This is a genomic window from Sphingomonas sp. LR55, from assembly GCF_036856015.1.
In the GTDB taxonomy this organism is placed as follows: Bacteria; Pseudomonadota; Alphaproteobacteria; order Sphingomonadales; family Sphingomonadaceae; genus Sphingomonas.
The window spans coordinates 355,412-376,801 of sequence record NZ_JASPFO010000001.1 but is presented as its reverse complement, the minus strand read 5'-3'; the positions used below and the strand labels follow the sequence as shown (position 1 = coordinate 376,801).

Sequence of the window (21,390 nt, the reverse complement as noted above, 5' to 3'; positions counted from 1 at the left end):
ATCCCGTTCTTCTGTCCGGACACACCCATATCCATGGTCCCAGCGCGCATATCGGTCATGCCAGCGACTCCACCGCAGCGCGGAACGCCGCCCCGCGTGCTTCGTAATCGCGAAACTGGTCGAAGCTAGCACAAGCGGGGGATAACAACACCGTGTCGCCGGGCTTGGCGTTGGCAGCGGCAGCGCGGACTGCGGCGTCGAGCGTGCCGACGTTCTCGACGGGCATGGAACCTTTCAAAATCTCGGCGAACATCGGACCAGCCTCGCCGATCGTGTAGGCACAGGCGACGTGACCAAAAGCTGGCTTGCACGCGTCGAGGTCGTCGCCCTTCGCGCGGCCGCCGACGATCCAATGGACCCGGTCGAACGCGGCGAGCGCCGGCGCAGTGCTCTCGGGATTGGTCGCCTTGCTGTCGTCGACATAGGCGACGCCGCCATAAGACGCGATCTGCTGCATGCGGTGCGGCAGGCCGGTGAAACTGGTGAGGCCGCGATCGATATCGACCTCGCTCACGCCCAGCGCTTTCACGACCGCGATCGCGGCGAGCGCGTTCTGGGCGTTGTGCGGTCCCTGAAGCGCAGGCCAATTGCCTTGGAACAGGCATACGCCCGGCGCGATCTTGGTGAGATGCTCGCTCTTCGCCGACAGCCCGCGCGCGATCAGCGCCGACGGCGCATCGCCGATGCCGATGACCGCCTCATGCTCGGCCGACTGCATCGCGAACAGCCGCGCCTTGGAGGCGGCATAGCCTTCGAACCCGTCATACCGATCGAGATGATCCGGCGTGATGTTCAGCAGCACCGCGACGTCGCAATCGAGCGTCTGCGTCAGGTCGATCTGGTAGCTCGACAGTTCGAGCACGTAGACGCCGCCCTCGGTGAGCGCTTCCTGTTCGAGGATCGGCAGGCCGATATTGCCGCCCATCAGCGTGGGGATGCCGGCGGTCTTGAGGATGTGGTGGACGAGCGCGGTGGTGGTGGACTTGCCATTGGTGCCGGTGATTCCGACGACCTTGTGCGGGGGAGGTCGGCGCGGGCCTGCGCGAAGAGTTCGATGTCGCCGACGACGGGCACGCCAGCTGCGAGCGCAGCGGCGGCGAGCGGGTGCGTGTTCAGAGGCACTCCCGGCGATACGACCAAAGCGTCGAACCCCGAAAGGTCCTCCAACGGCGCGACGATCAAATCCTCCCCGGTACGGGGAGGGGGACCGCCAGCCGCAGGCTGGGGGTGGAGGGGGCATCCACAAGCGTAACGCCCGTGGCTGCCCCCTCCACCAGCAGAGTTGGTCCCCCCCCGTACCGGGGAGGAATGCGTCGCGCTTGGCTTCGTCGGAGTCCCACGCGACGACCTGCGCCCCGCCAGCCAAGAGCGCCCGCACAGTCGCAGACCCTGACCGCGCCAGCCCCAGCACCGCGTAGCGTTTCCCGCGCCAAGCCTTCGCAACGATCACCGCAGCTTCAACGTCGAAAGCCCGACCAGCGCCAGCACCAGCGCGATGATCCAGAACCGAATCACGACAGTCGCCTCAGCCCAGCCGAGCTGTTCGAAATGATGGTGGATCGGCGCCATCCGGAACACGCGCTTGCCGGTGCGCTTGTAGAAGAACACCTGGATGATCACCGACAGCGCCTCGATCACGAACAGCCCGCCAATGATCCCCAGCACGATCTCATGATGCGCGACGACCGCGATCGTCCCCAGCGCACCGCCCAAAGCCAACGACCCGGTATCGCCCATGAACACGGCAGCTGGCGGCGCATTGAACCACAGGAATGCGAGCCCCGCGCCGACGATCGCCCCGCAGAAAATCGCAAGCTCACCTGCACGCGGCACATGCGGAATGCCGAGGTAATCCGCGAACTTCACGTTCCCGACCAGGTACACGATCACCATGAACGCGACGCTGGCGATGATCACCGGCATCGTCGCCAGCCCGTCGAGCCCATCGGTCAGGTTCACCGCATTGCCGAACGACACGATCGTGAAAGCGGCAAAGACCGGGAAGAACCAGCCCAGATCGAGGTACATGCGCGACGTGAACGGCAGATACAGATGCGGCCCGTTCTGCGACATGATGATCGTCGCGGCGATCCCGGCGATCGCGAACTCGAGCAGCAGCCGCGTCCGCCCGCTGATCCCCGCGGTGCTCGCCTTACGCACCTTGTCATAGTCGTCGAGGAACCCGATCGTCCCGAAGCCCAGCGTCACGAACACGCACGCCCAGACATACGGATTGCTCAAGTCCATCCACAGGAAGATCGCGAGGCACATCGAGGTCAGGATCATCAGCCCGCCCATCGTCGGCGTGCCGCGCTTCGACAGATGCGACTGCGGGCCGTCGGCGCGGATCGGCTGGCCCTTGCCCTGCCGCACGCGCAGCCAGCCGATGAACTTCGGCCCGATGATCAGGCCGATGATCAGCGCGGTCGCGACGGCACCGCCGGTCCGCACCGTCTGGTAACGGATGAGGTTCAGCAGGCCGGGAAACCCCAGATGCTCGGCGAGCCAGTACAACATTCAGTTAATCCCGCCTTTGAGGCCAGCTTGAAGACCAGCCACGACGCGGGCGAGGCCCACCCCGTTCGATCCCTTGACGAGCACGACATCGCCCGGCGCCAGGATCGTCCGTAACGACGCGAGCGCGGCCGCAGCGTCGCCCACATGGACGGTTTCGATCTGTCCCTCAAGCACCTGCGCTAACGGCGCCATCGCTTCACCGACGAGCAGCGCCATTTCAACGCGCGCGGCGAGGATCGGCTCGGCGAGGGCGGCGTGATAGTCGTCGGAGCTCTCGCCCAGTTCGCGCATCTCGCCGAGTACCGCGATGTGGCGGCCGGGTTCATGCCCGAGGACGCTGAGCGTCGCGCGCATCGAGGCTGGGTTGGCGTTGTAGCTTTCGTCGATCACCAGCGCCTGGCCTTCGCCGACGGTCACCAGCGACCGCGCACCACGGCCTTGTAGCCCGCCGAGTTCCGCGAGTGCGAGGCCGGCCAGCCCGAGATCACCCCGGCCTCTTGCACGCACGCAAGCACGCCAAGCGCATTAGACACCCAGTGCGCACCGGGCTGCGCAATCGTGAAGCTCAGCTCGTGTTCCGCCCCCTGCCCCATCCGCGCGGTGACGAACGTCCCGCCGGTCGGCAGCCGCATCGCCTCGATCGCGCGGACATCGGCGCCCTTATCGCTCCCGAACGTGACAATGTGCGCGGCATGCGGCGCGGCATGGCCGAGCAGCCGGTCGCGGTGCGGGCTGTCATAGGGCACGATCGCAGTCCCGTCCGGCTCGAGCCCGGCAAAGATCTCCCCCTTGGCATCGGCGATCGCGCTCTCGTCGGGAAAGAACGCGGTATGCGCAGGCGCGATCGCAGTGATCATCGCGATGTGCGGCCGCACGAGCTGGGTCAGCTCGGCGAGTTCGCCGGCGTGGTTCATCCCCATCTCGAACACGCCGAACTTCGCGTCGCGCGGCATCCGGGCAAGGCTGAGCGGGACCCGGTATGGTTGTTGTAGCTCTTGACCGAGCGGTGCACCTCGCCGGGCGCCGCGCGGTCGAGGCAGGCGAACAGCGCTTCCTTGGCACTGGTCTTCCCGACCGAACCAGTCACGCCGATGATCTTCGCGGACGAGCGCGCGCGGCTGGCGGCGCCAAGCGCGTTTAATGCGACAAAACTGTCCGCGACGAGGACGTGCGGATGATCGCAAGGCTCGGACACGATCGCCCCCGCCGCGCCCTGTGCGAAGGCCTGATCGAGGAACAGGTGTCCGTCGCTGGCCTCGCCCTTCATCGCGATGAACAAGTCGCCGGGGCCGACCTCACGCGAGTCGAACGCAACGCCAATGACGGCGAAGTTACTAGACACCACACCACCGGTAGCGGCAGCGATCTCTGCTGAAGTCCACAAGCTCACTGCTCCCCTCCCGCCTGCGGGAGGGGTCGGGGAGGGGCTGACCAAACAGACCGGACGCCAGTACGTACGTCGCGCCCTCCCCTAGCCCCTCCCGCAGGCGGGAGGGGAATGACGATGCCGTGCCCCTCACGCCGCGCACTCCCGCGCCACCGTCACGTCGTCGAACGGCAGCACCATGTCGCCAACGATCTGCCCCTGCTCATGGCCCTTGCCCGCGATCAGCACAATATCCTCGGGCCCAGCCTCGCGCACAGCTGCCCCGATCGCCGCGCGCCGGTCGCCGATTTCCTCAGCCCCCGCGCGCCCTTCAGGACGTCGCAACGGATCGCGCGCGTCCTCGGTCCGGGGATTGTCGTCGGTGACGATCACGCGGTCGGCGTGTTGCACTGCGACCTGCCCCATCGTCTCGCGCTTGCCCGTATCCCGGTCGCCACCTGCCCCAAACACCACGATCAGCTTGCCGCCGGCATGTGGCTTAAGCGCAGCGATTGCTGCTTCGAGAGCATCGGGCGTATGCGCATAATCAACGTACACCGGCGCACCCGACTTCGCAATCACCGCGCGTTCCAGCCGCCCGCGCACCGGCTGCAACCGTGCGAGATTGGCGATCGTCGCGGCCACATCGCCACCAGTCGCAATCACCAGCCCAGCAGATACCAGCGCATTCGCCGCCTGGTAGGCTCCGATCAGCGGCAGCGTCACCTTGTACGTCTGGCCCTCCGCCTCGATCGTCAGCCCCTGCCCCAGCAACGTCGGATCGCGCCCTACCAGCCGCAACGTCTCGCCCTGCGTCCCGACCGTGATCAGCCGGTTGCCACGTTCGCGCGCCAGATCGATCACCCGCGCCGATTGCGGATCATCCGCCCACACCACCGCTGCGCCGTCGGTCGAAAGCACTTCCGAGAACAGCCGAATTTTGGCGGTGAAATACGCCGCCATGTCGCCGTGATAATCTAGATGGTCGCGGCTCAAGTTGGTGAACGCCGCGGCAGCCACCTTCAGACCCTCGGTCCGGTACTGCGTCAGGCCGTGGCTCGACGCCTCGAACGCCAGATGCGTAACGCCTTCCCGCGCGAGCCCGGCGACATTCGACAGGAACGTCACCACATCCGGCGTGGTGAGCCCGGTCGTAACCCGCTCGTCCGCAGTCGTAACCCCCAGCGTCCCGATCGACGCCGCATGAAACCCCACCATCCGCCACAACTGCCGGGTCATCTCGACGCACGACGTCTTCCCGTTGGTCCCGGTAATCGCCACCGACGTCTCGGGAAACGGCGCGAAGAACTTCGCGGCCAGTTGCGCGAACCGCTCGCGCGGGTTGTCGTCGGCGATGTAGGTGGCGCCCTCGACCGTCAGCCCCGGCCGCGCCACCACCGCGATCGCACCAGACCGGATCGCATCAGCCACGAAATCCTCGCCATTCACACGCGCGCCTTCGAACGCGCCGAACACCGTGCCCGGCGCGACCTTGCGGTGATCGATCGCGAACCCCGTCACCTGCGCCTCTTCCGTCCCGTCGGTCAGCGCTGCGAGTTTCATGCAATAGTCCTCATTGCCCGGTCGGCTGTGTACGCGACGGGTCCTGCCACAAAGTCGGCAGGATGTCAGACTCGTCGATATCGCGGTGCGCGTCGGGCACCACGCCCAGGATCGCACCGACGCGCGAGATCGTCCGTCCGACGACTGGTGCGGTGTTGTACGCCGCAGTCTTCCACCCGCCTGTCTCTTTGGTGCCGAGCGGAGAATCGAGCATCGCGAGCACGACATACCGTGGTCCATCCATCGGAAACGCCGCGGCAAACGTCGCCACGTTGCGCGAATGATCATACCCGCCCGACACAGCGGCCTCGGCCGTCCCGGTCTTGCCACCGACGCGGTAGCCTGGCGCATCGCCCTTGCGACCCGTACCGCGCTGCACGATCAGCCGCAGCATCTGCCGCATCCGCGCGCTGGTCTGCTCGCTGATCACGCGACGACCCGCAACCGCATGACCCGGCGCGACCTTCAGCAACGTCGCCGGCCGCCAGATCCCGCCATTGACCAGCGCCGCATACGCGCTCGCCAGATGCAGCGGAGTCACCGCGATGCCGTGGCCGTAGGCGGTGGTCATCGTCGTCGTCCGCGCCCAGTATTTCGGCCACAACGGACGGCCCTTCTCGCGCAGTTCGATATCGGGCTTGGTATCGAAGCCGAGCTTTTTGAACATCGCCTGCATCTTCGCGGGCCCAACCTCGTCGGCAACCCGCGCCGTCGCGATGTTCGACGAGTAGATCAGCGTCTCGGCCATATTGAGCCAGCGCTTCGGATCGCCGCGCTCGTCGTGGATCGTAAAACGCCCGACCTGGAGCGGATGCGTCGCATCGAAACGCCGCGCGAACGATGTGACGACACCCGTGTCCATCGCGGTCGCCATCGTGATCGGCTTGAACGTCGAGCCAAGCTCGAACACGCTCTGCGTCGTGATGTTGCGGAGCTGTTCGCTGCCCGACATGCCGACGCGGTTGGGATTGAAGGTCGGCAACGAGACCATCGCGATCACCTCGCCGGTCGCCACGTCGAGGACGATACCGCCAGCGCCGCGTGCCGAAAACGTCGTCATCGCACGACCGAGTTCGCTCTCCATCGCCGCCTGGACGCGATTGTCGAGCGACAGCGCGACGGGCGTGCCGTTGAGCGCAGGATTGGTCAGCCGCTCGTCGAGCACGCGCTCCATCCCGCTCATGCCGTGGCCCGCGGTCGACAGGAAGCCCAGCGCATGCGCCGCCATCGTCGACTGCGGGTAGAGCCGCTGCGTATCGCGGTCGAACACGATCGCGGGCTCGCCGATCGCATTGACCTGCTCGACCAGCGCCGGCGACGCGCGCCGCTGGAGATAAATGAAGCTCTTGCCCGACGTCAGCAGCGCATAATAATGCGCCTGGTCGCCCGCTTCCGGCATCAACGCGGCAAGCTTGCTGGCGATCTCGGTCGGATCGCCGATCAGCTTTTTCGGGTGGACCGCGATCGTCCACGCATCGATCGTCCGCGCGAGCGGCGCGCCGTTGCGATCGACGATGTCGCCGCGTGCCGCAATCGCCGCCGAGCGCGCCTGCGGATCGGCGAGCGACGCCTGCACCGCCAGCATCCCGAGCCGACCGACCACCACCAGCACCGCTGCTCCGAACAGGAACATCAGCATCATCAGGCGCGTGTGCGCCGTCGCCACCAGTGCATGACGCTGGTTGGCGCTACGTTGCTGCGATACGGGCCGGGCGACCAAGGCGGTCACCGCCGCTTACGGCTCTCGGAGCGGGCGCCGCTCATGATGTCACCCAGCGTCGTGTCGGACAGCAGCTTGCGGTCGAGCATCGCAACCGCCTGCGGACGAACCTTCGCGACGGCGGCGAGGCGATCGGTCTTGGCAGCGCGAACAAGTGCGGCCTCGGCGGAGCGCGGCGTCGACACCGACGCGCGGATCACGACCGGCTTGAGCGCGGTCTTCGACGCAGCCTGGATCGCGACGTTCATCGCACGCGGTGCGCTAACCTGCGCCATCTGCACCGGAGCAAGCTTCACCACGGCAGGAGCGGCGGTGACCGGGACGATCGACGTGGAAACGACGGACCCCGCCCCCGACGGCACGAGCAGCGCGGCGGTCTGGACCCCATCCGCGCGCAGGCTGTTGACGTCGAGCGCCGCGAGCGCGGCCTCGCTCACGACGAACTGGCCCGCGGTCGGCGCCGACAGCGCCAGCGTGTCGCCATTCCAGCGCTCGAGCTGCGCCAGATTGCCGCGCGTGTCGAACTCGGTTTCCAGCGCGCGGATGTCGCGCTGCGCGGAGCGGATCTGACCATTGACCGCCTCCAGCTTCTTGCGCTCGGCGGCGACCTGCAGCGATACGAGGTAGAAACCAAGCACGACGGCCACGCAGCCCCCGAACCAGCCCACACCCTTCATCCGATACGCCGCCGTCATGTCGTCACCTCTTCCGTCCAAGGTTGCGCGGAGGTCCGCCGCGCCGTCCGTAATGTCGCCGAGCGCGCGCGGGTTGCGTGCGATCTCGGCCTCGCCGGCGCGAACACCGCGGCCGACATGAGAAAAACTAGGTTCCGCAACGGCTTTCACCTGCGGAAGATGACGGGAACCTGAAGGCGAGCCGCCGGAACGGGTGCGCAGGAAGCGCTTCACCATCCGGTCCTCGAGGCTGTGGAAGGTCACGATCGCAAGCCGACCACCGGGCTTCAGCACGCGTTCTGCCGCGAGCAAACCGTCGGCGAGTTCGCCCAGCTCGCGGTTCACATGGATGCGGATCGCCTGGAACGCCCGCGTCGCGGGGTCCTTCTTGTCGTGCGCCTTGTAGCCGAGCGCGCGGCGGACGATGTGCGCCAGCTCGCCGGTCCGCGTCAGTGGGCGCGCCGCGACGATCGCGCGCGACACGCCGCGACTTGGGCTCGTCGCCATATTGATACAGCACGTCGGCGATCTCGTTCTCATCCGCCTCGTTGACGAAGTCCGCCGCCGACATCCCGGCCTGCGCCATCCGCATGTCGAGCGGGCCATCCGACTGGAACGAGAAGCCGCGCTCGGCCTGGTCGAGCTGCATCGACGACACGCCGATATCGAGCGTCACGCCGTCGACCGGCGCGAGGCCACGCGCTTCGAGCTCGGACGCCATCGCCGAGAAATCCGCGGCGATCAGCGTCAGGCCTTCCTCGGCCTCTTCCATCGCGCGACCATTGGCGATCGCGTCTGGATCGCGGTCAAACGCGACGATCCGCGCGCCCGACTTGAGCAACGCCAGCGTGTAGCCGCCCGCACCGAACGTGCCGTCGACCATCGTCTCGCCGGGCTCAGGGGAAAGCGCGGCCAGGACTTCGTCGAGCAGGACGGGGATGTGCGGCGCGTCGGGGCTGCTCACAGCTCCACCCCTTCTCGGCCATGTAGAAGCGCGCCATCTCCTTGACGACGGGGGGCATGCCATCGGTGGCGATCAGCGTCGCGGGGTCCCAAATCTCGATATAGTCGAGCACGCCATAGAAGAACGCATGACCCTTGATGCCCGCATAGAAGCGCGGGAACGCGGGCATGATGAAGCGACCGGAGCCGTCGAACGGCACCGCTTCGCCGGACGCGGCGGCGCGCTTGATGTTGTAGTCGTACTCGCCGTTCTCGGACGTGTTCTCGGATCTCGCGGCGATCGAGGCGCTCGGCGAGAATGTCGACGTAACCGGGATCATACGCGACCAGGCAGCGATTCTTCTGATGCGCGCCGATGATGATGGTCCCGCCGTCCTTGCCGTTCGCCTTTGGTGCATTTGCCGAGAGCATCGTGCGGAGTGCCGAGGGGATGGCTACCCGGCCCTTGTCGTCGACAAGGCCAATACCGTCTCCTTGATAGCGACCCCGTACCGACACGCCAAAACCCTTCGAACTGGCGCGCACGCTTCACCGCTTCGAAAGACAGCCATCGCTACCTTTCGACCGCGTTTTCAGCGAACGATGAAAATGCCCCTGTATTAACCTCCATCTACCATAGCGCTTCGGGGACGCAACGGGATTTTTGGGGATTGTAGGGATTTGCGACGAGTTTCGCGCGCCGGTTTGGAGGGAATTCCGTGCAGATCGGGTTCCATCGGCGTGGCGGTGGCGATCTGGGCGGGGGATTTTCGGGGATAGGGTTATATCGGTGCGCGCGAGCCAGCGTACCCGTCGCCCAACCACGCCACCACCCCGCCATCCGTCACCCCAACCATCCGTCACCCCAGCGAAAGCTGGAGTCTCCTCGCAAGGGGTACGTTATCTGCCTCACGGGAGACCCCAGCTTTCGCTGGGGTGACGAGCTAGGTCGGGGTGACGAGCCGGGCCGCGACGTCACCCCGCCATGCCCTCACCCAGCCATCCGTCACCCAGCCACGCCATCACCCCGCCATCCGAACCATCCGTCACCCAACCACCCGTCACCCCAGCGAACGCTGGGGTCTCCTCGTAGGGCGTGCGTCATCTGCCTCGCAGGAGACCCCAGCTTTCGCTGGGGTGACGAGCTAAACCGAGGAGACGAGCTAGGCCTAGGAGACGAGCTAGGCCGAGGTGACGAGCAGGGTCGAGGCGAAGGGCCGGGTCGAGGCAGCGGGCTGGATCGGGGCACTGGGCTGATCAAGCGACGAGTCAGCTTCAAATCTGACGCAACCGCTCACCAATGGACCGAATGGGGCGTTTCAAATCGATCGCGAGGCCCGTCAAACCGAAGTTGCGGTCACAAAACCAAGGCCAAACCCTATGGCGCAGGCGCCTGGGCGTTCGCGCTCGGGGCCACGCCCATCTCGGCCAGTGGCTCCCCCGCGCTCTTCGTGTCGATTACGTTCGAGACCGCCATGTTGGCGACCACGTCCGCTTGTGCCGTCCCCGCGGTCGCGACCGGACGCTCGCGGCTGGCCGATCCGATGATCGCACTCGCAAGGCCGATCAGCAGCACGACCGCGGCGAGGCCGATCATCCCGACCTTGATGCGCTGCATGCTCTGCGAGGGTTCATGGTTTAGCTTCATCTTGCCGCGCCAGGATACCCGACCGCCGCGCCGCTGTCGATTCCCGCGCATGACGTCGCTCACCCGAGCCCCTTCGCCTCACGCCACGCCGGGTCGTACAAGGTCGACAGGTAGCGGAATCCGGTGTCGCACAGAATCGTCGCGATCCGCTTGCCTGGTCCCAGATGCCGCGCCAGCGCCACCGCGCCCGCGACGTTGATCCCCGACGACAGACCGAGGCACAGCCCCTCCTCGTCGAGCAGACGGCGGACCCAGGCATAGCCCTCCTGATCCGAGATCCGGAACTGCGTGTCGATCGGCGCGCCCTCGAGATTGGCGGTGATACGCCCCTGCCCGATTCCTTCGGCGACCGACGATCCCTCGGACTTCAGCTCGCCGTGCGCATAATAGTTATAGAGCGCGGCGCCGTGCGGGTCGGTCAGCGCGATGCAGACATTCTCGTCCTTCGCCTTCAACCCGAGCCCGACGCCGGCGATCGTCCCGCCGGTTCCTGCGGCGCAGGTGAAGCCGTCGATGCGGCCTTCCATCTGCGCCCAGATCTCCTCCGCGGTGCCGACGATGTGCGCACGGCGGTTGGCGATGTTGTCGAACTGGTTGGCCCACACCGCACCCGGCGTCTCCTCGGCGATCCGCCGCGAGGTGTGGACGAAATGGCAGGGCGAGGAGAAGGCCGCGGCCGGGACGAGCACGAGTTCGGCATTCAACGCGCGCAGGGTGTCCATCTTCTCGCGGCTCTGCGTCTCGGGCATGACGATGATCGTCTTGTAGCCCTTCGCATTGGCGACCAGCGCGAGCCCGATCCCGGTATTGCCCGCCGTCCCCTCGACGATCGTGCCGCCGGGCTGGAGCAAGCCGCGCTGCTCGGCGTCCTCGACGATGAACAGCGCCGCGCGATCCTTCACCGACGCACCGGGATTGGCGTATTCGCACTTGCCGAAGATGTCGCAGCCGGTGGCGTCGCTGGGTCCCTTCAGCCGGACGAGCGGGGTGTTGCCGATAAGGGCGAGCGTGTCGGGTGTCGTTTGCATGGAGCATATGTGGCGTCCCGAGCGACACCGGGCAAGCGAGCGAAACTTTGTCGTATCAAACCGCCGACCGCATGAACCCATCGACCGCCGAATTTAGGTCTCCCGCTTGATCTATGTTACATCGGCGCCTCATCTCTGGGCGGAGGCAAAGCATCGTGGAACCGTATCTGAACGTCCGCGCGCTTCTCGACGAAGCGCTGCACCTCCTCGACGGACTTGGCGAGACGTTGATCGCCGCGCATCTGATGACGCCGATCGCGGTGCTCGACGACCGGATCGATCTCGTTTGGCGACACGCCGGATTTCGTGCCGCCCCATATCCGGTGACGCCGCCGTCGCGAAAACGCCACGGCTCGTCGTCAGGCAAAATCGGCGCGGCGAACGTCTGGGCGAACGAAAGGCCATAAGCCTTGACGCTCCATGCTGCATGCGCGAAGCGAGGTTCCGCTATGAAAATCCTCCCCCTCTCCGCCGTCGCCGCGCTGCTCGTGCTGGCCGCCTGCAACTCCAAGCCCGCTACGCCCGAGGTGCTGGACAGCAATCCCGATCCGATGGCCAACACGCTCGCCAACGCCGCGCCGGTCGAGCTGCCGCCGGCGATCAAGTCCGAGGCGACGCTGCGCTGCAAGGACAACAGCCTGCTCTACGTGACGTTCTTCCAGGGCGACAAGCAGGCGGTGGTCCGCACCAAGAAGGACGGCACCCCGACGACGCTGAAGTCGGATGTCGCCGGCGCGCCGAAGACTGCCGAGGGCGGCTGGTCGATGACCGGCAGCGAGACCAACGTCACGCTGACCGCGCCGGGCAAGTCGGCCCAGATCTGCCACGCGTAAGTCTTTGGCGTTTGTTCGTTCTGAAACGGCCGGCGGATCATCCGCCGGCCGTTTTTCTTTGTGCCGCGCACTCTTGCCCTCGTCGCCGCGGACCGGCACGCTGCCACGATGGCAACAGTTGCGATCTACAGCCTCAAGGGTGGCGTCGGGAAGACGACGCTTTCGGTGAACCTGGCGTGGTGCGCCGCGACCTTGTCCGCACGCCGCACGCTGCTGTGGGACCTCGACCCGCAGGCCGCCTCGACCTGGGTGCTCGGCGGTGCGGGCAAAGTCGATCAGGCGCAGGCGATGTTCTCGAAGGACGTGCCGGTCGCCAAGCAGGCGCGGCCGACCGCCTACCGCCACCTCGACCTGATCGCCGCGGACGCGTCGCTACGCGGGCTAGACCAGCTGTTCCACGATCTCGACAAGAAGAAGCGGCTTGCGAAGCTGCTTACAGACCTGAAGACCTATGACCGCGTGATTCTCGACTGCCCGCCCGGCCTGACCGAGACCGCGGACCAGGTGATGCGCGCCGCCGACCTGATCGTCATCCCGGTGATCCCGTCCCCGCTCTCGACCCGCGCCTATGACGCGGTCGTCGACCATCTCGGTGGCCGGACGGCCTTGCTCCCGGTGCACGTCATGGTCGACAAGCGCCGCGCGCTGCATGCCGAGGCGCTCGAACGCCATCCCGACTGGCCGGTCATCCCAATGGCGAGCGGGATCGAGTCGATGACGGTGAAACGTGCGCCGGTCGGCGTCTTCGCACCGAAGTCGGCAGCGGCGCAGGCATTTGCCGACCTCTGGCGCCGGATCGAACACCGGCTCACCGCATGAGCGACATTTTGGACCCACAACTCGTCCTCGGCGCCTATTCGGTCGGCGTATTTCCGATGGCGGACAGCCGCGATGCCGCCAGCGTCTACTGGGTCGAGCCCCGCCGCCGCGCGGTGCTCCCGCTCGACGGCTTCCAGCTCTCACGCTCGCTCAAGAAAACGATCGCCGCCGACCGCTTCCAGGTCACCGTCGACACCGCCTTCGACCGCGTCGTGCAATTGTGCGCCGAAAGCGTCGAGGGCCGCCCCGAGACGTGGATCAACGACGGCATCGAACGCGTCTTCCAGACCCTCCACGCGATGGGGTTCGCGCATTCGGTCGAATGCTGGGACGGCGGCAAGCTGGTCGGCGGGCTCTACGGCCTGTCGCTCGGCCGCGCATTCTTCGGCGAAAGCATGGTCAGCCGCGCGACCGACGCGTCGAAAGTCGCGCTCGCACACCTCGTCGCCCGGCTACGCGCGGGCGGGTTCACGCTGCTCGATTGCCAGTTCCAGACCTCGCATCTCGCCTCGCTCGGCGCGATCGAGATCGACCGCGCGGATTACGTGGCGTTGCTGGGCGCGGCGCTCGACGGTGCGCTCAAGCCGTCGTCCGCCGCCGGGGTCTCGGCGGCTGCGGGCGATTTCCGCGCGCTCGATCGCTTGGCGGGCAAGGCTTCGGCAGGCGGCGCGGTATCCGGCCCGGTCGCTGGGAAGGTCATCGCGCAGCTCTTGGTCCAAACGTCGTAGATCGGATGCTGCACCGCGTTCAGCACGGGGCGTTCCTTGTACAGCCAACCCGAGAACGTCCGCCGCCAATGCGCATCGACGCCGCGCACCAGCACCTGGACGAACGCGCCGGTCAGCTGCTCCTGCTCCCACGGCGCGGTCTGCTCGCACGCGCGGAGCCGCAGCACGACATCGCCCAGCCGAGTCGCCTGACCGGGCCTCAGCGTCACTTCGCGGGTTTCGCCGTTACGCTTGTTGAGCAGGCCGAGCACCGCGACGCGCTGCGCCATCGGCGTGCCGCCATTGGCGATCGCGGCGGCGCCGGTATCGATCGTCTCGATCGAGGAATTGCCGGCGTCATCCGCGCCGGGCAGGTCCTGCTGGACCGCGGCAACCGGACTCGCAGGCTTGATGAGCGCGCGGTATCCGAACCAGCCGCCCACCGCCAACGCCACGACCAACACGGCCGCGGCGAGCCAGCGCATGATCACCCTTCGGGCGTCCAGGCTTCGTAATCGCCCGTCGCAGCGGCACGGTGGCCACCCTTTTCGAGCGCGCCGGCAGGCCGATAGGCGAGCGCGGTACCGGTCATGTTCGGCACGGCAGGCTTCTGCCAGGCGCGGATCGGCGGCAATGCGCGATCGGGCACGTCGTCGACCTGGTGATGCAGCCAGCTGAACCACGCCGGCGGCACGCGGCTCGCGTCGGTCGCACCCTGATAGATCACCCAGCGACGCGGGTTGCCCGCGGTGTCCTTGCCGCCCTGGTAATAGACGTTGCCAAGCGCGTCCTCACCCATCTTCGCCATGCTGCGCAGGCCGAATTTGGTGCCGAGGGTGGCGCCGTTCCACCACGTGAATGTCGATGCGAGAAAGCCCATGACGGGCGCTTAACCCGAGTGGGGGCGGGCTTCAACCTCGATGATAGGGGAATACAGCCACCGATGCGGTCAGGATTGATCCTCCCCCGCAAAGGGAGGTGGCTGGCGAAGCCAGACGGAGGGGTGGCGCCCCCTCCATAACGAACTCCCCCTCCGTCAGCCCAAGCGTCCTTGGACCGTAATCACTCGCCTCCATTATTCCGGCACCCCCACTATTCCGTCACCCCAGCGAAAGCTGGGGTATCCCCGTTGGCGAGCGCTGGCCTGGAACGGGGAGATCCCAGCTTTCGCTGGGATGACGAGCTTTTGGTGGAGCGTTTTTTGCCCACCCCGGAGGAGGCGCCTACTTCGCCTTGTCCCACGTCACCAGATCACCCTCGGCGATCCCCAGTTCCGCAGCCCGGCCGCCCATCAATTCCAGCACCGCCCCGACCGGCTCTCCCGACGGAATCGGCGTTTCCGAGAACGGCACCGTATTCTCGGCGATCCGCGCGATCGTGCCGTCGGCGCGAATGTAGATGATATCCAGCGAACTCGGCGTGTTCTTCATCCAGAAGTTCGCGACCACAGGCGCGCCACCGGCCGGCGGATAGGGCCAGAACAGCATGCCGCCATCGGGCTTCAGGTCGGTACGGAACATCAGCCCCCGCGCCTGCGCGTCGAGCGTCTTCGCGCTCTCGACCGTGAACGCATGCGTCCCGTTCGTGCTCTTGATCGTGAGCGCGAGTGTGCCGTCCTTGGTCACCTCGGTATCAGCGCCGCTATTCATGTACGCGACACCCCCGGCGCCGGCGCCCAGCGCCAGCACCGCCGCCAACGCGGCCTTGACAGTGAAACTCATCCCAGATCCTTTTCGACCGCAACGGCCAGCGGCCCCTTGCGCCCGTCGACGACGCGCACGCGCAACGGTTGATCGGGTTCGACCGATTCGATTCCCGCGCGACGCAGCGTTTCCATATGCACGAAGATATCGCTGCCATCGGCGCCGCGTATCAGAAAACCATAGCCCTTCAAACGGTTGAACCATTTGACGGAGGCCGCTTCGAACGGTCCGGCGGCGTCGATCATCGCGATGGGATCGATCCGGTCGGGTGACGACGGGGCACGGACCGTCTCCTCGACCGCGTTGGTCATGTCGATCGAGACGATCTCGCGTGCCTGGAACCCGCGGCCGCGTTGCACCGACAACGTCTCGACTCGCGCGCCTTCGGGAAGGCTGCGGCGGCCATGCGGTTGCAGGACCGAGAAATGCACCAGGATATCGCCGACGGTCTCGTCGTCCGCGACCGCGAACCCGAAGCCGCGCGTCACGTCGAACCATTTGATGACCCCGCCGATGGCACGGGCCTCCGGCACGACACCGCCGACGATCACGGCACTCACGCGCTCGCCGCCCCCCACGAGGCTACTACTAGCTACGCCGTCCCCCACGAGGCTACCGCTCGTCAGGCCGCCGCCCACAAGACCACCGGTCGCGAGGCCACCGCTCGCAAGCGTCGTCGTTCCCGCCTCCACTGGCCCCATTTCTACCGGCATGTCAGCACCTGCTGCGTGTCGTTACGCATTGTTACACCCCTGAGCGCCTTGCTAGCACGGTTCGTCGCAGCCGCAATGAATCCGTTGTGGTGTTCACTCGAAATCGAGCAACTCGGGGGTATCGGACGGCGGTGCAGCAACAATTTTGCGTGCGAGATCGAATTTGTGCCCCGCGCGCAGCATTCCCGCGAGCTGCTTTTCGTGCAGCTTCCGATCGCCCTCGCCGCTGCCATATGGTCCGATTCGTTTGCGCCGTGCATAGGCCAGTGCCGATTCGACCGCGCGGTCCGCGATCGCCGGCGCCACCGACTCCGCGTCGCCTTCGTCGATGCCGGCCTCACGGAATGCGCCGGCAACCCGCCGCGCCCCCAAGCCACGTCGCTGCATCGCAGCAGCCCGTTGTTCGGCGAAGGCGCGGTCATCGACATAGCCGAGCTCGGCCATCCGCTGTGCAAGGTCGCCAGGCTCCGCCAGTGCCGCACCGTCGCCCCCGTCCCAACCGCGCTCGCGGATTTTCCGCATCAGGTAATCGGTGAGCCGCCCCCGCGTCGTCGCGAATCGCTCGACATAGCGCAGCGCCATCTGCTCGAGCGCCGCGGCATCGAGCGGTTTCGGCGCGGGACGCTCGCGGGATCGCTCCTTGCTGCCGCCTTTCCCGCCGCCTTTGCCCCAGCTCTTGCCGCCGCGCCGCTTCGTGGTGCCGCTGTCGTCGAACGCGCCGTTTTCCGGGTCGCCGGCATCCAGCGACGAGGGAAACGCGTTGCTTGCGCTGTGGCTATCATCGGTCACGCCATCATTGTGCCACACTGGCACCCGAAGTTGAACGGCTAGACTGAAGATAGGTGTGGTGTGCGAGCACCGCGACCAACCAAGGCAGGAACTGCGATGACGACCGACACGGCCAACAAGGGCGGCACGACCGTAGCGACGATCGTTGCGACGCCGACCCAAGACGCCCTGCCGCGCCGCTTCGCCGATTTCGGCACGCTGGGCGAAGCCCTCGATTACGCGGCAAGCGGTAACCGCGGGCTTAATTTTCACGACGCGCGGGACATTGTCGCAGCCCTACCCGTATTCGCAACTTCGCACCGATGCCCGCGCGATGGCCGATCGCCTGATCGCCGCCGGCGTCGCCCCTGCCGATCGTATCGCGCTGGTCGCGGAGACCGGTCCCGAGTTCGCCGCGCTGTTCTTCGGCGTCGTCTACGCCGGTGCATGGCCCGTCCCGCTACCGCTGCCGACCTCGTTCGGCGGTCGCGATTCGTACATCGAACAGCTCCGCGTCCAGCTTGCGAGCTGCGATCCGAAGATGCTGATCTTCCCGCCCGAACTGGCGCAGATGGCCGGCGAGGCCGCACGCCTGTCGGGTACCGTCGGCATCGACTGGTCCGAGTTCGCCGTGCGCGAGGCACCGGCCGCGACGCTGCCCGAGGCCAAGCCCGACGACATCGCCTATCTGCAATATTCGAGCGGCTCGACGCGCTTCCCGCACGGCGTCGTCATCACCCACGCGGCGCTGCTCAACAACCTCGCCGCGCACAGCCACGGCATGGAGGTCTGCGACACCGATCGCTGCGTTTCCTGGCTGCCCTGGTATCACGACATGGGGCTGGTCGGCTGCTTCCTGTCGCCGATCGCCAACCAGGTCTCGACCGATTACCTCAAGACCGAGGATTTCGCGCGCCGTCCGCTCGCGTGGCTCGATCTCATCAGCCGCAACGAAGGCACGACGCTCAGCTACTCCCCGACCTTCGGCTACGATATCTGCGCCCGCCGCATGTCGTCGCAGACCAAGGCGAGCGACCGCTTCGACCTGTCGCGCTGGCGGGTTGCGGGCAATGGCGCCGACATGATCCGTCCCGACGTGATGCAGTCGTTCGTTGATGCCTTTGCCGATGCAGGCTTCAAGGCAACCGCGTTCCTGCCGAGCTACGGCCTTGCCGAGGCGACGCTCGCAGTATCGCTGATGCCGCCTGGCGAAGGCATCCGCGTCGAACTGGTCGAGGAAACCCAGCTTTCGGGTGGCTCGCGCGGCGGGGACCGTCCTCAGCGCTACCGCGCGATCGTCAACTGCGGCAAGCCAGTGCGCGACATGCAGATCGAGATCCGCGAAGAGGACGGCACGCCGCTCCCCGATCGCGCGATCGGCAAGGTGTGGTGCAGCGGCAAGTCGGTGATGGTCGGCTATTTCCGCGACGACGCCGCGACCGAGGCATGCATGGCGGACGGTTGGCTCGATACCGGCGACATGGGCTATATGTCCGACGGCTACATCTACATCGTCGGCCGCGCCAAGGACATGATCATCGTCAACGGCAAGAACCACTGGCCGCAGGACATCGAATGGGCGGTGGAACAGCTCCCCGGCTTCAAGGCCGGCGACATCGCCGCGTTCGCGATCACCACGCCCGGTGGTGAGGAGACGCCTGCGGTGCTGGTCCAGTGCCGCAGCTCGGACGAGGCCGAACGCCTGCGCCTGCGCGACGAGATCCGCGAGCGCGTCCGCTCGGTGACGGGCATGAACTGCCTGATCGAACTGATCCCGCCACGTACTTTGCCGCGCACGTCGTCGGGCAAGCTCAGCCGTGCCAAGGCGCGCAACCTGTATCTCAGCGGTGACATCAAACCGTATGATATTGCCGCCTGACAGGCCGACCGCGCTAAAAATGATCGTGTTCTGGTTAGATTTGACCAAAACGACAGCAATTAGATCCAGTTTGGTGTGATGCATACGTTCCGCTAACCAACGCGTGGTTATGCCATTGGCGTGACCAAGACCCCGCCTTCCGCGTCGAGCCGCATCGTCGTCGACCTCGCCACGCTATTGGCGATCCGCGAAGGCGGCGATCCGGTCGTGTGGGGCCGGATCCGCGCGGCGCAATTGTTCGCCGGGCGCCGCGTGGCGCTGTTCCTGCTCACCAGCAACATCGTCGCGATGCTGGCGATCGCGTTCCTGCTGCGGGGCGTCGTGCCGCACTGGCAGATCGCGGCATGGGCGGCGCTGGTCGCCGCTGCGGCGGTTTGGGTGGGGTTTCGCCGGCTCGCCACCGATCATCGCGGCGACGGCTATGCGAGCCTGCGCCAGCTTCGTCACACGATCTGGGACGGCTTCGTTCTTGCGCTCGTCTGGTCTGCGGTGCCGGTCTTCTTCTGTACGCATGCACCGACCGGGACGACCGCGGGGCTGGGTCTCACACTTGCGGTGCTGATGGCCGCCGCCGCCCTGGCGATGGCGCCGCTCGCACCCGCGACGCTCGTATTCCTGGGTTATCTTGGTGTGGCAATGGCCATCCAACTCGCCTTCGCCAGCAGTTTCGCCGCCGCGCTCGGCCTGTTGCTGTTCACCGGGTTGCTGATGGTCGCATGCATCCATCGCGCGCGCTCTGATCATGCTCCGCGCGAGCGAGATCGTTCTAGACGATCGCAACGAGACGGTCAGCCTGTTGCTCGGCGAGTTCGACGGCACCGGCGCCGACTGGCTCTGGGAAACCGACGCGACCCGCCGCGTCGTCAAAGCCAGCCCGCGGTTCGCCTTTGCGTGCGGCCTCGATCCGGCCAGTATCAATGGCCTGCCGCTGTTGCAGCTGCTGGCCGGCCCGAGCTGGGAAACCGGCGAGTTCGATACCGCATTGCGCACTCTGGCGGAGCGGCTGAAACGGCGGGAAAGCTTCCGCGATCTACGCCTTCCCGTCCAGATTGGCGGGGAGGATCGCTGGTGGAGCATGGCTGCGTCGCCACGTTTCGACGATCACGGCGAGTTCTACGGCTTTCGCGGCGTCGGCTCCGATGTGACCGAACAGCGTGCGTCGGCGGACAAGATCAACCGGATGGCGCGCTTCGACACCCTGACCGGCCTGCCGAACCGACTGATGGTGAATGAGACGCTCGTGAAGGCGATGGCGGATGCCGATCGCTGGGGCGGCCGCTATGCGTTCATGATGCTCGATCTCGATCGCTTCAAAGCGGTCAACGATACGCTTGGCCACCCGATCGGCGATCGACTGCTTGGCCGTGTGTCGGAGCGGATCCACGCGCTGATGGGCGTCAACGAGACCTGCGGACGCCTGGGCGGGGACGAATTCGCGGTGGTGGTCCGCGACGCGAGCGACGCCGCCGCGGTCGAGCGGCTTGCCGAGCGGATCATCGCCTCGCTGTCGCGTCCCTATGAGATCGACGCCCATACACTCCATATCGGTGCCAGCATCGGCCTTGCGATCGGTCCGCGTGACGGCCGCACCGCCGACATGCTCATCCGCTCGGCCGACCTCGCACTCTATCGCGCCAAGGACGCCGGACGCGGCGTGTTCCGCCGGTACGAACCGGAACTCCACGTTCAGGCGGAAGAGCGGCGGATACTCGAAATGGCTTTGCGCGACGCCATCGAGAAGGGCGAGATGCACCTCGTCTACCAGCCGATCGTCGAGACCGACAGCGCGCTGCCCTGCGGTTTCGAGGCGTTGCTGCGCTGGACCAGCGCCGAATTCGGCTGCGTATCGCCGGCCAAGTTCATTCCGCTTGCCGAGGAAACCCGGCTGATCGGTCCAATCGGCGCCTGGGTAGTCAGGACCGCCTGCGAAGAAGCCGCCCGCTGGCCATCGGACATGCGGATCGCGGTCAACGTGTCGGCAGACCAACTCCGCAATCCCAGTTTCGTGACCACGATCGCGTCGGCGCTCGCGAGCACGGGCGTGTCACCCGAACGGCTTGAGCTCGAAGTGACCGAAGGCGTCTTCATGCATGAAGGCCTTGGTGCGACGCAGATTCTCGATCGTGTGGCCGAACTCGGCGTTCGCCTCAGTCTCGACGATTTCGGCACAGGTCATTCCTCGCTCGGCTATCTCAGCCGCACGCGCTTTTCCTCGCTCAAGATAGATCGCAATTTCGTGCGCGACGCGGCCTGCGGCGTGCGCGAGGCCGTGGCGATCGTCCGCGCCGGGATCGCCCTTGCGACGAGCCTCGGCATGGCCACCACGGCCGAGGGTATCGAGACCGAAGCCGAACTCAGAGCCCTACGCGATCTCGGCTGCACCAATGCGCAGGGGTTCTATTTCGGGCGGCCGATGTCAGCCGAGGACGCCCGCACACTCGCCAACCGCGGTTGGAAAGATGCGGTCGCCGCCTGATCGCTACCTAGCTAGCGGACGATAGCAGGCCCGG

The 21,390-nt window shown here is 66.5% G+C and carries 15 protein-coding genes and 6 pseudogenes; 6 read left to right on the top strand and 15 right to left on the bottom strand.

Features of this window, described 5'->3' with window-relative positions:
• Positions 1-55: 55 nt before the first annotated feature.
• From murD to QP181_RS01820, 10 genes and pseudogenes are all read right to left on the bottom strand, one after another.
• Positions 56-1,450: pseudogene (gene murD / locus QP181_RS01865) on the bottom strand (UDP-N-acetylmuramoyl-L-alanine--D-glutamate ligase).
• On the bottom strand, positions 1,447-2,517 hold the full coding sequence (mraY, locus tag QP181_RS01860) for a phospho-N-acetylmuramoyl-pentapeptide-transferase (protein WP_056486650.1): 1,071 nt from the start codon (positions 2,515-2,517) through the stop codon (positions 1,447-1,449). The pseudogene murD and the gene mraY overlap by 4 nt, the downstream one beginning before the upstream one ends.
• Positions 2,518-3,907, bottom strand: a pseudogene (locus tag QP181_RS01855) (UDP-N-acetylmuramoyl-tripeptide--D-alanyl-D-alanine ligase).
• Positions 3,908-4,033: 126 nt separating this feature from the next.
• On the bottom strand, positions 4,034-5,446 hold the full coding sequence (locus tag QP181_RS01850) for a UDP-N-acetylmuramoyl-L-alanyl-D-glutamate--2,6-diaminopimelate ligase (RefSeq protein ID WP_333927373.1): 1,413 nt from the start codon (positions 5,444-5,446) through the stop codon (positions 4,034-4,036).
• A 10-nt stretch (positions 5,447-5,456) separates the two neighbouring features.
• Positions 5,457-7,175: a peptidoglycan D,D-transpeptidase FtsI family protein gene (locus tag QP181_RS01845; protein ID WP_333921940.1), complete on the bottom strand. Its 1,719-nt coding sequence runs from the start codon at positions 7,173-7,175 to the stop codon at positions 5,457-5,459.
• Positions 7,172-7,861: a hypothetical protein gene (locus tag QP181_RS01840; protein WP_333927372.1), complete on the bottom strand. Its 690-nt coding sequence runs from the start codon at positions 7,859-7,861 to the stop codon at positions 7,172-7,174. Before QP181_RS01840 ends, QP181_RS01845 begins: the two co-directional genes overlap by 4 nt.
• A pseudogene (gene rsmH / locus QP181_RS01835) lies at positions 7,858-8,804 on the bottom strand (16S rRNA (cytosine(1402)-N(4))-methyltransferase RsmH). The gene QP181_RS01840 and the pseudogene rsmH overlap by 4 nt, the downstream one beginning before the upstream one ends.
• On the bottom strand, positions 8,737-9,123 hold the full coding sequence (locus QP181_RS01830) for an MraZ C-terminal domain-containing protein (protein WP_333927371.1): 387 nt from the start codon (positions 9,121-9,123) through the stop codon (positions 8,737-8,739). The pseudogene rsmH and the gene QP181_RS01830 overlap by 68 nt, the downstream one beginning before the upstream one ends.
• Positions 9,124-10,160: 1,037 nt before the next feature.
• Positions 10,161-10,400, bottom strand: coding sequence for a hypothetical protein (locus tag QP181_RS01825; protein ID WP_132739559.1), 240 nt, complete (start codon positions 10,398-10,400; stop codon positions 10,161-10,163).
• 89 nt (positions 10,401-10,489) lie between these two features.
• Entirely contained in the window at positions 10,490-11,458 is a 969-nt protein-coding gene (locus QP181_RS01820; RefSeq protein WP_333927370.1) for a cysteine synthase A, read from the bottom strand.
• A 155-nt stretch (positions 11,459-11,613) separates the two neighbouring features.
• On the opposite strand from QP181_RS01820, the gene QP181_RS01815 reads away from it, so the two are divergent.
• The 4 genes from QP181_RS01815 to aat all read left to right on the top strand — a co-directional run bounded on the left by QP181_RS01815 (position 11,614) and on the right by aat (position 13,838).
• Complete coding sequence (locus QP181_RS01815; protein ID WP_333927369.1) at positions 11,614-11,865, top strand: hypothetical protein; 252 nt, start codon at positions 11,614-11,616, stop codon at positions 11,863-11,865.
• Positions 11,866-11,907: 42 nt separating this feature from the next.
• A complete protein-coding gene (locus QP181_RS01810) occupies positions 11,908-12,291 on the top strand; it encodes a hypothetical protein (RefSeq protein WP_132897821.1) in 384 nt (127 codons plus the stop codon).
• A 108-nt stretch (positions 12,292-12,399) separates the two neighbouring features.
• Entirely contained in the window at positions 12,400-13,110 is a 711-nt protein-coding gene (locus QP181_RS01805; protein ID WP_333927368.1) for a ParA family protein, read from the top strand.
• On the top strand, positions 13,107-13,838 hold the full coding sequence (gene aat / locus QP181_RS01800) for a leucyl/phenylalanyl-tRNA--protein transferase (RefSeq protein ID WP_333927367.1): 732 nt from the start codon (positions 13,107-13,109) through the stop codon (positions 13,836-13,838). Before QP181_RS01805 ends, aat begins: the two co-directional genes overlap by 4 nt.
• 35 nt (positions 13,839-13,873) lie before the next feature.
• On the opposite strand, the pseudogene QP181_RS19855 reads toward aat, so the two are convergent.
• From QP181_RS19855 to QP181_RS01775, 5 genes and pseudogenes are all read right to left on the bottom strand, one after another.
• Positions 13,874-14,107: pseudogene (locus QP181_RS19855) on the bottom strand (DUF2155 domain-containing protein); the annotation flags it as partial.
• Positions 14,108-14,304: 197 nt separating this feature from the next.
• Positions 14,305-14,697, bottom strand: coding sequence for an NADH:ubiquinone oxidoreductase subunit NDUFA12 (locus QP181_RS01790; protein WP_093399499.1), 393 nt, complete (start codon positions 14,695-14,697; stop codon positions 14,305-14,307).
• 343 nt (positions 14,698-15,040) lie between these two features.
• Entirely contained in the window at positions 15,041-15,466 is a 426-nt protein-coding gene (locus QP181_RS01785) for a DUF192 domain-containing protein (RefSeq protein WP_332755404.1), read from the bottom strand.
• 68 nt (positions 15,467-15,534) lie between these two features.
• A complete protein-coding gene (locus QP181_RS01780) occupies positions 15,535-16,233 on the bottom strand; it encodes a cold-shock protein (protein ID WP_333927366.1) in 699 nt (232 codons plus the stop codon).
• Positions 16,234-16,326: 93 nt separating this feature from the next.
• On the bottom strand, positions 16,327-17,022 hold the full coding sequence (locus QP181_RS01775; RefSeq protein WP_333927365.1) for a regulatory protein RecX: 696 nt from the start codon (positions 17,020-17,022) through the stop codon (positions 16,327-16,329).
• Positions 17,023-17,118: 96 nt separating this feature from the next.
• Between QP181_RS01775 and QP181_RS01770 the strand changes: the two are divergent.
• Positions 17,119-18,880 (top strand): annotated as a pseudogene (locus QP181_RS01770) (fatty acyl-AMP ligase).
• Positions 18,881-19,000: 120 nt separating this feature from the next.
• Positions 19,001-21,356, top strand: a pseudogene (locus QP181_RS01760) (putative bifunctional diguanylate cyclase/phosphodiesterase).
• Positions 21,357-21,390 lie beyond the last annotated feature (34 nt).